This is a genomic window from Halomonas sp. ND22Bw (assembly GCF_003011945.1).
GTDB classification, from domain to species: Bacteria; Pseudomonadota; Gammaproteobacteria; order Pseudomonadales; family Halomonadaceae; genus Halomonas; species Halomonas halophila.
Genome location: NZ_PXWD01000001.1, coordinates 1 through 14,167 on the forward strand (window position 1 = coordinate 1; position 14,167 = coordinate 14,167).

General features: G+C 65.8%; 11 protein-coding genes. 6 read left to right on the forward strand and 5 right to left on the reverse strand.

The genetic code is table 11. From position 1 onward, the window contains the following. Together CVH10_RS00005 and CVH10_RS00010 are read left to right on the forward strand one after the other, a co-directional pair. A partial coding sequence (locus CVH10_RS00005; RefSeq protein ID WP_146142888.1) for a type I secretion C-terminal target domain-containing protein occupies positions 1–1,791 on the forward strand: 1,791 nt, incomplete at its 5' end. Between the two features lie 102 nt (positions 1,792–1,893). After that, positions 1,894–2,226, forward strand: coding sequence for a tryptophan synthase subunit beta like protein (locus CVH10_RS00010; protein WP_106487455.1), 333 nt, complete (start codon positions 1,894–1,896; stop codon positions 2,224–2,226). Positions 2,227–2,309: 83 nt separating this feature from the next. Here the strand turns inward: CVH10_RS00010 and CVH10_RS00015 are convergent, their stop codons facing one another. The 5 genes from CVH10_RS00015 to CVH10_RS00035 form a co-directional block, all read right to left on the reverse strand. Continuing rightward, a complete protein-coding gene (locus CVH10_RS00015) occupies positions 2,310–4,226 on the reverse strand; it encodes an EAL domain-containing protein (RefSeq protein ID WP_106487456.1) in 1,917 nt (638 codons plus the stop codon). 3 nt (positions 4,227–4,229) lie between these two features. Then, the gene (locus CVH10_RS00020; protein ID WP_035599765.1) at positions 4,230–4,946 is read right to left on the reverse strand and encodes a transglutaminase-like cysteine peptidase; all 717 of its coding nucleotides are present in this window, start codon (positions 4,944–4,946) and stop codon (positions 4,230–4,232) included. A 75-nt stretch (positions 4,947–5,021) separates the two neighbouring features. Further along, on the reverse strand, positions 5,022–6,185 hold the full coding sequence (locus tag CVH10_RS00025) for a cation diffusion facilitator family transporter (RefSeq protein ID WP_106487457.1): 1,164 nt from the start codon (positions 6,183–6,185) through the stop codon (positions 5,022–5,024). A 63-nt stretch (positions 6,186–6,248) separates the two neighbouring features. Further along, entirely contained in the window at positions 6,249–7,403 is a 1,155-nt protein-coding gene (locus tag CVH10_RS00030) for a 1-acyl-sn-glycerol-3-phosphate acyltransferase (RefSeq protein ID WP_106487458.1), read from the reverse strand. Positions 7,404–7,431: 28 nt separating this feature from the next. Further along, positions 7,432–8,364, reverse strand: coding sequence for a recombination-associated protein RdgC (locus tag CVH10_RS00035; RefSeq protein WP_016856473.1), 933 nt, complete (start codon positions 8,362–8,364; stop codon positions 7,432–7,434). A gap of 159 nt (positions 8,365–8,523) precedes the next feature. On the opposite strand from CVH10_RS00035, the gene CVH10_RS00040 reads away from it, so the two are divergent. From CVH10_RS00040 to pheA, 4 genes are all read left to right on the forward strand, one after another. Continuing rightward, entirely contained in the window at positions 8,524–8,943 is a 420-nt protein-coding gene (locus tag CVH10_RS00040; RefSeq protein WP_035599774.1) for a thioesterase family protein, read from the forward strand. 206 nt (positions 8,944–9,149) lie between these two features. After that, a complete protein-coding gene (gene gyrA, locus CVH10_RS00045) occupies positions 9,150–11,852 on the forward strand; it encodes a DNA gyrase subunit A (protein ID WP_106487459.1) in 2,703 nt (900 codons plus the stop codon). Positions 11,853–11,875: 23 nt separating this feature from the next. Further along, positions 11,876–12,979, forward strand: a complete 1,104-nt coding sequence (gene serC / locus CVH10_RS00050) for a 3-phosphoserine/phosphohydroxythreonine transaminase (RefSeq protein WP_035599780.1) — start codon at positions 11,876–11,878, stop codon at positions 12,977–12,979. A 91-nt stretch (positions 12,980–13,070) separates the two neighbouring features. Then, positions 13,071–14,162, forward strand: coding sequence for a prephenate dehydratase (pheA, locus tag CVH10_RS00055; RefSeq protein ID WP_035599783.1), 1,092 nt, complete (start codon positions 13,071–13,073; stop codon positions 14,160–14,162). Positions 14,163–14,167 lie beyond the last annotated feature (5 nt).

Here is a 14,167-nt window from a genome sequence, read left to right on the forward strand (position 1 = left end):
GAGAGCTACGGCTACACCGCCACCGATGCGGCCGGCAACACGGTCACCGGCACCATCACCATCGACATCGTGGACGATGTGCCGACGGCAATCGCCCCCCAAAATGCCTACCTGGTCAATACGACCACTAATGCACTGACGGGGCTGCTGGATGTCGACGGGCAAGTTGAGGACAACTTCGGTGCTGACGGGGCAGGATCGGTTCTGTTCTCGGATTCACTGAATGGAGCCTCGGCTTTGGATGCCGATGGTGATCCTCTGACGTCCGGAGGTCTGTCGATCATCTATAGCGTCTCGGAAGATGGTCAGACGCTGACGGCCTCGACGTTAGCAGGTGAGGTATTCACGATCGATTTAACTGTCAATGACAGTGGCCAAGATACTTATCACATCAACATGTCCGGCACTGTGGATGGAGGAGATAGCACCATCGATTTCAACAGTGGAGATTATGACTTTACCGGCGGTAATGGTGCATGGGCGGGCTTCAATACCGTAACGAAGGTCGGGAATGATTATTTTAACGTGGAAGACGACAGTAACGATCTTCTATTGACGCCCATCAATGCTGGTAGCGTCAATACCACTGCCCAGACGGGCGGTGTGGGTAATGCCTTTATAGGACACTTGCAAGGCATGCGGGTCGACTTTGTGGTCGACCTGGTCGGTAATCCTCAAGGTACACCTTATAGTGTTCTGGCGAATCAGGATCATACGTTTGACAAGCACTACACGGTAAACGGTGCTTCGGCGACCTTTACCAGCTGTAGCGATGCCAGCGTGACCATCACGGCTTTCGACGATGACGATAGTGGAGTCAACTCCAACAAGGTCGGCGATGGAAGCCAGGAAATTATTACAGTCATCGGTATCAGTTACGGCGGGGAAATGCAGCAGGTGACATCCATCGTGGCCGGTTTGGATACCGGATACACAGTCATCCTCGATGGTAATACCTTTACCGTGACGTTCAACAGTAATGGTAGTGCTACGGTCGATGGTGTCGCTGAGGGCACTATCATCTCCAGCTACACGGCAAACGGCTACAACAGCATCGAGTATGTGAACAGTGCCGCGGGAGATGATTTCCAGATCGGTGACTTCGGCACGACGGCCATTGAGCCAGGAGAGGAAGTGGCGTTCAGCGTGCCTGTCGAAATCGTGGATGGTGATGGTGATGTTGCGAGTAGCAGCCTCGATGTGCTGCTGCTTCCTGAAGGGACGCAGGATTACTCGAGCGAAAGCGCCGGTGTCACCGTAGCCGCGTCGGATGTGTCACCGGATATTATCGGGTCGGATTACGATGATATCCTGACCGGTAACGCTGACAGCAATATCCTGATTGGTAATGAGGGCAGCGATACGATCAGCGGGGACGGCGGAGACGACCTGCTGATTGGCGGTGCGGGGGATGACATCCTCACCGGTGGCCTGGGAGCCGATGTCTTTGCCTGGAACCTCGGTGATGAAGGCAGTAGTACGACTCCCGCCGAGGATACGGTGACTGATTTCACGACGGGCATCTTCGGCACCGATGTCAACGCGGATAAGCTGGACCTGTCGGATCTGTTGTCCGGCATGCAGGATGGTGAGGATCTGTCCAGCTATATTCAGGCATCGACAGTCGGCGCCGATACCATCTTGCATATCAGCACCAGTGGTGCACTGGGAGAAAGCGACACAAGTGCAGCCGATCAAACGATCACTCTTGAGGGAGTCGATATGCATGGTGCCGACTCCGCGGCTTTCCTGCAGTCCTTGATAAGCGATGGCCAGCTCGATATCGAGTGACTTCGGCTGGATCAGTCACCGTTGCGCCCGGCCTGTGCCGGGCGCGTTTTCTTGGTCCCATGCCTGCTAATATGCTTTCAGTGACCCAGAGGAGAGCGAATCATGTACGTCCAGCGTGACGAGGGTGGGCACATACAGCTGGTCAGTCGCGAGGAGACGGCGGACTGCGCCGAGTTTATTCCGGCCGATTCGCCGGAGCTGCTGGCGTTTCTGTCGGAGGGCGAGTCCGGCAAGGCGCGTTTCCAGGCGTCGGATCTGGCCTTCGTGCGGGTGCTGGAGGACGTGATCGCCCTGTTGATGGACAAGGGGCTCATTCGTTTCACCGAGCTGCCCGAGGCGGCCCAGCAGAAGGTCATGGAACGTCAGTCGCTGCGTCGTCGGCTCAATGGTCTGCATCTGGTGTCGGATCGCGAGGGCGATGACGACGTGATCTGAACGTCTCCGCTGGCTTGTTGAAGGAACCAGCGAGAATCCCGCCGGCCTTGTGGCCGGCGGTGTTCGTTGGGGCGTGAAGACGGCTAGAAGCCGGTCTTGTCATTGTGGCGAATGCCCGGGCCGGTCACCCCGTCGAGCCCCAGCTCGAAGAGTGCCCGGGCCTGGTCGTGGGTCTCGACGCCCTCGGCGATGGCCAGGATGCCGAGCGAGTGGCAGAGCGTCGCCATGCCGCGCAGGATCGTCTGCTGCTCATGGCTTTCCGAGATGCCCTGCGTCAGCGAGCCGTCGATCTTGAGATAGGCCAGGCCAAGGTCGTGAAGGTTGGAGATGCGCGTGAACTCGGCGCCGACGTGCTCGAGCCCCACCCGGCAGCCCAGAGGCTGGAGCGCCTTGCACAGGCTGCGGAAGTGCTCGACATCCTGAATGGCCAGATTGCCGGGGATCTCGATCCACAGCAGACGGGCGGCCTCGGGGCGGGCGCTGAGACGCGCGCGAAGCTCCAGTGCGAAGCGAGCATCCCGCATCGCGTCGGCGGAAAGGTTGATACCCACCGGCTGATGACGCTGGGTGATGTCCCGCAGGGCAGCGTCGACGACGGCCAGATCGAGCTGGGTCGTCATCCTCAGCCGCGATACCCAGGGGATGAACACGCCGGCGGAGTGCCACTGCTGCTTCAGGCGAAGCCGTGAGGGGCACTCGAAGTGCAGCAACTTGCCGTCGCGATCCAGTACCGGATAACGGGCCAGGTCGACGCCTTCCTGAAGGGCGCCCTGGAGTGCCTCTCGCCATTCGGCATGGCTCTTGAACAGGCTGCCCGGCTGGTCGCCGTCGAGGATGACGATATCCTGTTGTCCGTGGGATTCGGACATCGACAGGGCGCCGTCGAGGCCGGCCAGCAGCGTGCCGCGATTGTCACCCTGGACATAGTGGCCGATCGCACCGGGCAGCAGGATGGCGGTGTCGCGGGCCTCGGTCAGCGCCTGAATCCGGGGGCTCAGCTTCTGCTGGGCGAAGGTCAGGTCGTCGAGCCCGGGCAGCAGCAGGGCGAAGTCGCTGCCGTTGAGGCGCCCGACCAGGCCGCTGCCGTGGTCCTGGGCCAGCTGTTCCAGCGAGGACACGAGCTCCTTGAGCAGGGCATCGGCGCCGGCATGGCCGAGCCGCTCGTTGATGTCAGCCAGGTGGCTGACGCGGATCAGCGCCAGGCCTCCGCTGGCCCGGAAGTCCTGGCTCTCCAGGTGGATCTGCAGCTGGGTGAGGAAGGCCTCGCGGTTCAGGGCGTCGGTCACCGCGTCGTGCTGCAGGCGGCGTCGCAGAACATCGAGCTGTTGGCTCTCGCGCCCGAGCATGTCGCCCACGTCGCGACTCAGCTGGTTCATGGCCTCGACCACGTCACCCAGTTCCCGGGTGCGTGGCACGGGGGAGGTGGTGAAGCGGCGCATGCCGATGTCCCGTGCCTGCTCCACGACGCGGTGCAGGGGCAGGCGGATGCCGCGAATCAGCCAGCCGCCCAGCAGCAGGCCGAGGGTCCCGGCCAGCGCGAACCAACCGGTCAGCTTCAGGGTGCTGTGCCAGAGCGAGCGGTAGGCGTAGCTGTGCTGGCTTTCCACGGTCAGGGTGCCGAACTGCTGCCAGCCGTCCTGGATCACCGCCACGCCGGGCGCCACGTTGAAGTCGATCAGATCGACGAACCAGGCCGGGACATCGCCGATGGCCTCGTCGGCCTGACGGGCATCGATCAGCTCGCCGGTGGGGGTGCGCAGCTCGATGCGTCGGTAGTAGCCGGTATCGAACTGGGCGGCGATCAGCAGCTCCAGTGTGACGTCGTCCTTCGGCATCTGGGTCATCGTCAGCGCCAGGGCGTTGGCATTGTCGGCGTTCTTGATGCGCACTTCCTGTTCGATGTAGGCGCGGCTCGTGGTCACGCCGATGAACAGGCTGGCTCCGAAGGACAGCAGCACCAGCCCGACGATGATCAACCACAGCTGCTTGATGAGTGACATGCGTTATCCCCCCTGGATGAATCCTTGCTGCCGCATGCGGTCGATGGCGCTGCGCCAACGCGAGAGACGCGCCACCGGATCGGCGCGCGACTGGCTGGAGCCCCCGGCCCACAGGCCGCTGCCGTTGAAGCTGAACAGCGGGTCGAGATCGGTGCGTCGGCTGGCCGGCGTGATCGACGTCACCAGATTGTCCAGCACCATGGGTTCCGCGCCGGGCGCGGCATAGTAGCCGAGCACCATGTGCGCCTGGGTGATTCGGCTGCGGCCGATGCGAGCCTTGACGTAGATCAGTCGCAGCTGTGACTCGGGCACGTCCAGCTCGCGCAGCGACACGTACTTGGCGATGGTGAAGTCCTCGCAGTCGCCGGCGCCGCGGCCCAGCGTCTCCAGCGGCGTCGCCCAGTAGTCTTCCTGACCCCAGACCCTTTCATCTTCCAGCCAGCGCACCCGGCGGTTGACGAAGTCGTTGACCCCGCGCAGCTGGGCGTCGATGTCGGCCCCCCTCAGCTCGTCGAGCATCGCCAGCCATTCTTCCAGCACCGAGACGCCGTTCTCGCCATAGGCCTGACGCATGCTGACGCGCAGGCGCGCGCGGTCGAGGCGTGTCTGAGCGTCGGCGGTATGCAGGCCCAGGACACCCGCCGTCAGCAGACCGCCCAGCAGGGCCAGGCAGCGCCGGCGGCCGGGCGATATCGGGCCGGGGCGAAGGGCGTCGGACATGTCGTCCCGCTAATGAAGGATGGTGGCTTGCATCTTAGGCGGGTAGCGGCATCAATGCGAGAGCATGAATCGCGCTCAGGCGCGTCCCGGCCCTTGCCAGAGCCGCAGCCGGCCCAGCCAGTCGAGGTCGGCGGCCGCGCGCCGCAGGTCGGCCGCGGCCCCATCCAGATCGAGCGCCTCCGGTGCCGCCAGATACAGCGACACGTCGATGCGATCGTCCAGGTAATGCAGGTCCAGGTCGATGCGGGCCCGCCAGGCCGGGGAATCGCCCCAGGCATCGTCGAGCAGCGACTCGACATCGTCACGCAGCGGCAGGCCCGGGCGCCGGCTGTGCTCGGTCTGGCCTTCGTCGTCCTCGGGGTCGATATGGAAGGTGATGTCGGCCAGGTGCGGCATGGCCTCGCGCAGTCGGCGGCTGACGGCATTGCCGATCTCGTGGGCCTCGGACACGGTGACCCGCGGTGGCACCACGATATGCAGGTCGAGCAGGGCGTCGCCGGCGATGCGGCGGGTGCGCAGCTCGTGGACGCCATGGACACCGGGCACCGTCTCGGCGGTGCGCTTCAGCAGCGCCTGCTCGTCCTCGGGCAGCGCCGTGTCGATCAGCTCCTGGCTGGACTCCCACAGCAGGCGCCCGCCGATCCGGCCGACCATCACGCCGACGACGATCGCCGCCAGTGCGTCCATCCAGGCGTACCCCAGCTGGGTCGCGACCAGGCCGACCAGCACCACCAGGGTGGAGAGCGCGTCGGAACGGGAGTGCCAGGCGTTGGCCTCGAGCAGGCGTGAGCCGATACGCCGTGCGGCGCGCATCGTGTAGTGATAGATCGCTTCCTTGGCGAGTAGCGAGGCGAGCGCGATGGTGATCGCCCATCCGCCGGGGGCGGGGACCGCATCGCCGCCGATCAGCCGGCCCAGGCTCGCCCAGGCGATGGCGCCGGCGACGAAGATCAGCACGCCGCCGAGCCACAGCGTGGCCAGGGTCTCGATGCGGCCGTGGCCGTAGGGATGTCCCTGATCGGGCGCCTGGCGGCCGAAATGCGTGGCCGCCATCACGAACAGATCGGTGAGGATGTCGGAGAACGAGTGAATGCCGTCGGCGACCAGTGCCGCCGAGCCCACCATCAGGCCGGCGATGAGCTTGGCCATGCCGACCAGGAAGTCCACCACCGCGCCGACCAGCGTGACCTTGTGGGCTTCCCGTGCCTGGGTGGCTCGCTGTTCGTGGCTCGGGGGCATTCAGGCTCTCCTGTCGGCGCTGGGGCGACGCTCCCTGTCACCCCACAGCATACGACAGCCGGGCTATATCCTGCCGCGAACGTGGCGTACCGGATTGGCGTACTGGGCCAGCCACCAGTCGCGCAGTTCCGCCGGCACCTCGGCCAGGCGAGCCTGGAAGCGGGCGCGGTCGGCGTCGGTGACCTCGCTCAGGTCGAGCAGCTCCGGGGCGTCCCCCAGCGCCTCGAGGGCCAGGTAGTGACTGGGGAAGAGGTGATAGCCGCCCAGTACCTGGCGGTCGATCTCCGCGGCGACCGCCTCGGGGCTGTCGAAGTCCGCCGAGAGCGGGGTGCCGAAGCGCAGGTGCACACGGCCCTTCTGACCGGTGATGCCGGCGACGATGGAGCGGATGTCCTCGAACTCGCTCTTGTCGTAGCCGCCGCTGGTGTGCACGGCATGCAGCTCGCGGGCCTTCTGGACGTCGCAGGGGTCGTACTCGTAGCTGATCGATACCGGCACCACGCGCAGCTCGGCGATGGCCTCGCCGATGCCGGCATCGCGGTCCTCGCTGCGTCGCGCCATGCTCAGCATCTTGACGATCGCCGGGTCGGTGCCGTCGATGCCGTCCTTGGCGCGGCCCTCGCGCTGGGCCATCCAGATCGAGTGGTTGTCGCCGGTGATCGAGTGGCGGATATAGGCCGAGAGCTTCTGATAGGCGGCCAGCATGGCGCGCTTGCCGCGGGCACTGCGTGGCACGATGAAACTCTTGTTGAGCCGCATCAGGTCGGTGACATAGGGCTTCTGCAGCAGGTTGTCGCCGATGGCGATGCGCACCGTGTTGCGATCCGCCAGATAGAGGGCGTAGTTGACGAACGCCGGATCCAGCGAGATGTCGCGGTGGTTGCCGATGAACAGATAGGCCGTGTCGGGTTCCAGCCGTTCGAGGCCATCGACGCGAAAGTCGGTGGTCGAGTTGCGGATCATCCTCTGCATGTAGGACGCGATGCGATCCTGGAAGCCGCGGATGGAGGTGACGCCGCGCACCTCGCGGCGTACCGCGGCGCTGGCGATGGCCCGCGACAGTCGCGGCATCCACCTGGCCAGGCGCGGCAGGCGGAAACGGGTCAGGGCATCGAGCAGTTCCGGATCACGGGCGAGGCGCTCGAGGACCTCGGGCACTTCGTCGTCATGATAGGGCCGAATCTCGGCCCAGGGATCGTTGTCGTGTTGGTCTTGCATGGTCGTCATGAGCGCGGGGCCGTGTCGGTCAGGCGGAAGGGGTGGCCTGGCCGGCCTGGGCTTCGCCGCCCAGCCAGGCCAGCAGGCGCTCGATGCCGTCGGCCAGCGCCTGGGTCATCAGCATGAAATCGGTTTCCAGTCGCACCAGGGCGTCGTCGCCGTCGTCGGTCTGGCCGGCCTCGTCGATCAGGGCGTCGTCGAAGCGCAGCGACTTGACCGCCAGGTCGTCGTGGAGCACGAAGGTCAGCCGGCCCTCGAGGCCCAGCGCCATCTTGCTGGCCTGGCGGCCGCTCTCCAGCAGCTGCTGGATCTCGTCGCTGTCGAGGTCGACCTGGCGGGCTCGCAGTACGCCGTCGTCGCCCTTGGCCTTGAGCTCGACCTGGTCGCCGAGCGCCATGTCCTCGGGCCGGGAGGCGGCATCGCCGAGCCAGGTGGTCATGGCGCGCATCGGCAGGGTCTGGCTGGCCAGTGGCGTGACCTTGAGGCTGCCCAGCGTCTCGCGCAGCAGATCGAGCAGCTCCTCGGCGCGCTTGCGGCTGCTGGTATTGACGGCGATCAGGCCGCGGCGGGTGTCCCACCACAGGTCGACCTTCTGGCTGCGAACGAAGGCTCGGGGCAGCAGTTCCTCGTAGACCTGCTCCTTGAGCGTGAGCTTTTCCTGGCGGCGCAGCTTGCGGCTCTCGGCGACCTCGATCGCCTCGACGCGCTCCTCCAGCTCTTCCTTGACCACGGCGGCCGGCAGCAGGCGTTCCTGGCGCAGGGCGGTGATCAGGCGCTGGCCCTGCAGCTCGTGGAGCAGCTGAGTGCCGGCCCGTCCGGCGGGGGCGCACCAGCCGAGGCGGCGCGCCTCACTGCCGCCCAGCGGGCGAAACGCCTGCTCGCCGAGCGCTTCCTCGAGGCGGGCGGCGTCCAGCTCGGGCGCGTCGTGCAGGCGATAGAGATGCAAGTGCTTGAACCACATGAATGAAGCGTTTCCTGGGCGAAAAGGAGGCACATTATGGCGAATGGGGAACGGGGGTGCCAGCACGTGAACGGCATCGGCTTCAAACTGCTGTTTGAATGTCGGCGACGGGCCTGACTAGAATCGGTTTTCCCTCTTTCATGGTCCCGGGAGATTCTCATGGATGATCGTCGTTCCACCATTTCGCTGCGCGTTCGCGGCTACCACCTGGACGGCTACGGCCACGTCAACAACGCCCGCTATCTGGAGTTCCTCGAGGAGGGGCGCTGGAGCTTCTTCGACGAGCGCCCGGCGCTCGGCGAGGTGGTTCGCCGGGGGGAGGTGGCCTTCGTCGTCGTTAATCTCAACATCGACTACCGACGTGCCGCCACGGCCGGCGACGAGCTCGAGGTCGTCACCGCCCTGGCCGAGCTCGGCAGCCGCAGTGCCCGCATGCACCAGGAAGTGCGCCGGGCGCGTGATGGCAAGACCGTGGCCAGCGCCGACATCACCTTCGTGCTGCTGGACGTGGCCACCAACAAGGCGGTGAGCATCAGCGGCGATCTGTACGAGGCTCTGGTGCCGCTGGTTGTCGAATGAGGTGACGCGGCGGCACGAGGAGGCGTCAGCGTCTCCTCTGGCGGGGTATCGCCGTCAAGGCATGCCAGGAACGCCGTGAACGGCGATGGCCCGTCAGACCGCTGCTTTGCGGCGCCCGGAGTGGTATGATGCTCGGCTGAAATGGCGCGCCGTCTCACGGCCAGACGGCGCGCCAACCTCTTGCAGTGCAAAGGATTCGACGACCCATGGGTGACATCGCCAGAGAGATTCTGCCAGTCAACATCGAGGACGAGCTCAAGCAGTCGTACCTCGATTACGCGATGAGCGTGATCATCGGCCGTGCGCTGCCCGACGTGCGCGATGGCCTGAAGCCGGTCCACCGCCGTGTGCTGTACGCCATGCACGAGCTGGGCAACGACTGGAACAAGCCGTACAAGAAGTCGGCGCGCGTCGTCGGCGATGTCATCGGTAAGTACCACCCACACGGTGACAGCGCCGTCTACGACACTATCGTGCGCATGGCCCAGGACTTCTCCATGCGCCACGTGCTGGTGGACGGCCAGGGCAACTTCGGTTCCATCGATGGCGACAACGCCGCCGCGATGCGTTACACCGAGGTGCGCATGGCCCGGCTCGCCCACGAGCTGATGGCCGACCTCGAGAAGGACACGGTCGACTGGGTCGACAACTACGACGGCACCGAGCGCATCCCCGACGTGCTGCCGACCAAGGTGCCGAACCTGCTGGTCAACGGCTCCTCGGGCATCGCCGTGGGCATGGCGACCAACATCCCGCCGCACAACATGACCGAGGTGATCGACGGCTGCCTGGCGCTGATCGACGATCACACCCTGACGGTCGACGACCTGATGGAGTACATCCCCGGTCCGGACTTTCCCACCGGCGGCATCATCAACGGCCGCGCTGGCATCCTCGAGGCCTATCGCACCGGCCGCGGACGCATCTACGTGCGCGCCCGCCATACCATCGAGCATGACGACAAGACCGGTCGCGATCACATCATCGTCACCGAGCTGCCGTACCAGGTGAACAAGGCGCGGCTGATCGAGAAGATCGCCGAGCTGGTCAAGGACAAGCGCATCGACGGCATCGCCGAGCTGCGTGACGAGTCCGACAAGGACGGCCTGCGCGTCGTCATCGAGGTCAAGCGCGGCGAGTCCGGCGAGGTGGTGGTCAACAACCTCTTCGCCCAGACCCAGCTGCAGAACGTCTTCGGCATCAACATGGTCGCCCTCGAGGGCGGCGAGCCGCGCACGCACAATCTCAAGGAAGTGCTCGAGGCCTTCATCCGCCACCGCCGCGAGGTGGTCACCCGGCGCACCCTGTTCGAGCTCAAGAAGGCCCGCGAGCGCGGTCATATCCTCGAAGGCCTGACCGTCGCGATCTCCAACATCGACGAGGTGATCGAGCTGATCAAGGCCTCGCCGAACGCCGCCGAGGCCAAGGAGAAGCTGCTCGGCCGCAGCTGGTCGCCGGGGCAGGTCACCGGCATGCTCGAGCGGGCCGGCGCCCACTCCTGCAAGCCCGAGGACCTGGAGGAAGGGTTCGGCCTCAACGACGCGGCCACCGAGTATCGCCTCTCGCCGGCCCAGGCCCAGGCGATCCTCGAGCTGCGCCTGCATCGCCTGACCGGCCTCGAGACCGAGAAGCTGCTCGACGAGTACCTGAAGATCCTCGAGCGTATCGCCGAGCTCACCGAGATCCTGGCCAGCGCCGAGCGCCTGCTGGAAGTGATCCGCGAGGAGCTCGTCGCCGTGCGCGATCAGTTCGGCGAGACGCGTCGCACCGAGATTCAGGCCAGCCATCTCGACCTGTCCATCGAGGACCTGATTGCCGAGGAAGACATGGTGGTCACCGTGTCCCGCTCCGGCTACGCCAAGACCCAGCCGCTGTCCGACTACCAGGCCCAGCGCCGTGGCGGCCGCGGCAAGTCCGCCACCTCGATGAAGGACGAGGACGTCATCGAGCATCTGCTGGTGGCCTCGACCCACGACACCGTGCTGCTGTTCTCCAACCGCGGCAAGGTCTACTGGCTCAAGGTCTACGAGATGCCGGCGGCCAGCCGCGGCTCGCGCGGCAAGCCGCTGGTCAACCTGCTGCCGCTGGACGAGGGCGAGTCGATCAACGCCATCCTGCCGGTGCGCGAGTACGATCCCGAAAGCTACATCTTCTTCGCCACCGCCAAGGGCACCGTCAAGCGCACCAGCCTGGAACAGTTCTCCCGGCCGCGCAGCGTGGGCCTGATTGCCATCGAGCTGGAAGAAGACGACCGCCTGGTCGGCGCCGCCATCACCAGCGGTTCGGACCATGCCATGCTGCTGTCGTCCAACGGCAAGGCGATCCGCTTCGAGGAAAACGACGTGCGCGCCATGGGCCGCACCGCCCGCGGCGTGCGTGGCATGAAGCTGCTCGACGGCGCCGAGGTGATCAGCCTGATCATTCCGCAGAGCCAGCGGATCGACAGCGAGGGCGAGGACGCGTCGGTCGATAGCGTCGAGGACGTCAATGGCAACGGCGGCCAGATCTACATCCTCACCGCCAGCGAGAACGGCTACGGCAAGCGGTCCCGCCTGGAGGAATTCCCGCTGCGTGGCCGCGGCGGCCAGGGCGTGATCGCCATGCAGACCAGCGAGCGCAACGGCGCCCTGGTGGCGGCGATGCAGGTCTACGGTGCCGACGAGATGATGCTGATCACCGACCGGGGCACCCTGGTGCGGACCCGCGTCGACGAGGTGTCGATCAGCTCGCGTAACACCCAGGGCGTGATGCTGATTCGCCTGGGCGAGGCCGAGTCACTGGTCAAGACGGTGCGCATCGACGAGCCCGAGGAAGACGCGGCGCCCGCCGAGGACGCAGAGGGTGACGAGAGCGGCGCCCCCGATGCCCCGGCCGGCGGCGAGCCGTCCGCCGCGGACGACGAGCAGTAATAGCTAACGGAACGACAACGCTGATGACACGCCATTTCAATTTCTGCGCCGGCCCTGCCGCCTTGCCGCAACCGGTGCTGGAACGTGCCCGAGACGAGCTGCTGGACTATCAGGGGCGCGGTCTCTCGGTGATGGAGATGAGCCATCGCTCCGCCGAGTTCGTGGCCATCGCCGAGCAGGCCGAACGCGACCTGCGCGAGCTGCTGGCGATTCCCGACAACTACCGGGTGCTGTTCACCCAGGGCGGGGCGACCCTGCAGTTCGCTTCCGTGCCCTACAACCTGCTGGGCCGGGGCGGCAGCGCCAACTTCCTGCACACCGGGATCTGGGGCAAGAAGGCCATCGCCGAGGCGCGTCACCTGTTCGGTGCGGCGCCGGTGGTGGCCTCCAGCGAGGCGAACGGCCATAGCGCCGTGCCACGCCAGGCCGATATCGCGCTGAGCGATGACGCCGCCTATCTGCACTACACCGCCAACGAGACCATCGGCGGTATCGAGTTCGATTACGTGCCGCAAGCGGTGCGCCCGGACGGCACCGAGGTGCCGCTGGTGTGCGACATGTCGTCGAGCATCCTGTCCGGGCCGCTCGATGTCTCGCGGTTCGGCGTCATCTATGCCGGTGCCCAGAAGAACATCGGCCCGGCGGGCCTGACGCTGGTGATCGTGCGCGACGACCTGCTCGACCAGGCCTGCGCCGAGATGCCGAGCCTGATGGGCTACAAGGCACAGGCCGAGGCGGGCTCCATGGTCAACACCCCGGCGACCTACGGCTGGTACCTGGCCGGGCTGGTGTTCCAGTGGCTCAAGCACGATATCGGCGGGCTGGCCGCCATGGACGCCCTCAACGCGCGCAAGGCCGAGAAGCTCTATGCCGCCATCGACGGCAGCGGCTTCTATTCGAACCCGATCGCCCCGCTCAACCGCTCGCGGATGAACGTGCCCTTCGTGCTCGCCGACGACCGGCTCGACAAGGCCTTCCTGGCGGAGTCCGAGCGAGCAGGCCTGTTGAACCTCAAGGGGCATCGTAGCGTCGGCGGCATGCGGGCCAGTCTCTACAATGCCGTGCCCGAGGCCGCCGTGGATGCCCTGATCGACTTCATGGCCGACTTCGAACGACGCAACGGGTGAGGTGGGGGCGGGCGTCCATGCGGCGCCCGCCCTCGCGCCTGATATCTCCGTATGACAACGGGGCGTGGCCCCGAGACAAAGGGAACCACCGATGAGTGATGCCCCCATCAATCTCGATTCGCTGCGGCAGCGGATCGACGAGCTGGACACCGACATCCTGCGTCTGATCAGCGAGCGAGCCGAGTGCGCCCGTCGCGTCGCCGAGGTCAAGACCCAGGGCGATCCCAAGGCCGTGTTCTATCGGCCCGAGCGCGAGGCCCAGGTGCTGCGCCGGATCATGGAGCTCAACCCCGGACCCCTCGACGGCGAGGAAATGGCGCGCCTGTTCCGCGAGATCATGTCCGCCTGCCTGGCGCTCGAGCAGCCGGTCAAGGTCGCCTACCTGGGGCCCGAGGGCACCTTCACCCAGCAGGCCGCGCTCAAGCACTTCGGCGAGAGCGCGGTGAGCCTGCCGATGGCGGCGATCGACGAGGTGTTCCGCGAGGTCGAGGCCGGCGCCGTGAACTACGGTGTGGTGCCGGTGGAGAATTCCACCGAGGGCGTGATCAACCATACCCTGGACTCCTTCATGGACTCCGGCATGGGTATCTGCGGCGAGGTGGTGCTGCGCATCCACCATCACCTGCTGGTGGCCGACACCACGCGTCGCGACAAGGTCTCGCGGATCTACTCGCACCCGCAGTCCTTCGCCCAGTGTCGCAAGTGGCTGGATGCCCACTACCCCCACGCCGAGCGTATTCCGGTATCCTCCAACGCCGAGGCCGCACGCCTGGTGAAGACCGAGTGGCACAGCGCCGCCATCGCCGGCGACATGGCCGCCAAGCTCTATGGCCTGACGCGACTGGCCGAGAAGATCGAGGATCGCCCGGACAACTCCACGCGCTTTTTGATCATCGGCAATCAGCCGGTGCCGATGTCCGGCGAGGACAAGACCTCCATCGTGGTCGCCATGCGCAACCAGCCCGGCGCCCTGCACGACCTGCTCGAGCCGTTCCACCGCCACCAGATCGACATGACCCGCCTCGAGACGCGTCCGTCGCGCAGCGGCGTGTGGAACTACGTGTTCTTCATCGACTTCAAGGGCCATCGCGACGAGCCCCGCGTCGCCGCGGTGCTCGAGGAAGTGCGCCTGCGCGCCGCCGAGCTCAAGATCCTGGGCTCCTACCCCCAGGGCGTGCTCTAGGATGC

Excerpts from the sequence above, each read along its gene's own strand:
- CVH10_RS00035 (WP_016856473.1), bottom strand. The coding sequence starts at position 8,364 with ATGTGGTTCAAGCACTTGCATCTCTATCGCCTGCACGACGCGCCCGAG.
- CVH10_RS00020 (WP_035599765.1), bottom strand. The coding sequence starts at position 4,946 with ATGTCCGACGCCCTTCGCCCCGGCCCGATATCGCCCGGCCGCCGGCGC.
- gyrA (WP_106487459.1), top strand. The coding sequence starts at position 9,150 with ATGGGTGACATCGCCAGAGAGATTCTGCCAGTCAACATCGAGGACGAG.
- pheA (WP_035599783.1), top strand. The coding sequence starts at position 13,071 with ATGAGTGATGCCCCCATCAATCTCGATTCGCTGCGGCAGCGGATCGAC.
- CVH10_RS00015 (WP_106487456.1), bottom strand. The coding sequence starts at position 4,226 with ATGTCACTCATCAAGCAGCTGTGGTTGATCATCGTCGGGCTGGTGCTG.
- CVH10_RS00040 (WP_035599774.1), top strand. The coding sequence starts at position 8,524 with ATGGATGATCGTCGTTCCACCATTTCGCTGCGCGTTCGCGGCTACCAC.
- CVH10_RS00030 (WP_106487458.1), bottom strand. The coding sequence starts at position 7,403 with ATGCAAGACCAACACGACAACGATCCCTGGGCCGAGATTCGGCCCTAT.
- CVH10_RS00010 (WP_106487455.1), top strand. The coding sequence starts at position 1,894 with ATGTACGTCCAGCGTGACGAGGGTGGGCACATACAGCTGGTCAGTCGC.
- serC (WP_035599780.1), top strand. The coding sequence starts at position 11,876 with ATGACACGCCATTTCAATTTCTGCGCCGGCCCTGCCGCCTTGCCGCAA.
- CVH10_RS00025 (WP_106487457.1), bottom strand. The coding sequence starts at position 6,185 with ATGCCCCCGAGCCACGAACAGCGAGCCACCCAGGCACGGGAAGCCCAC.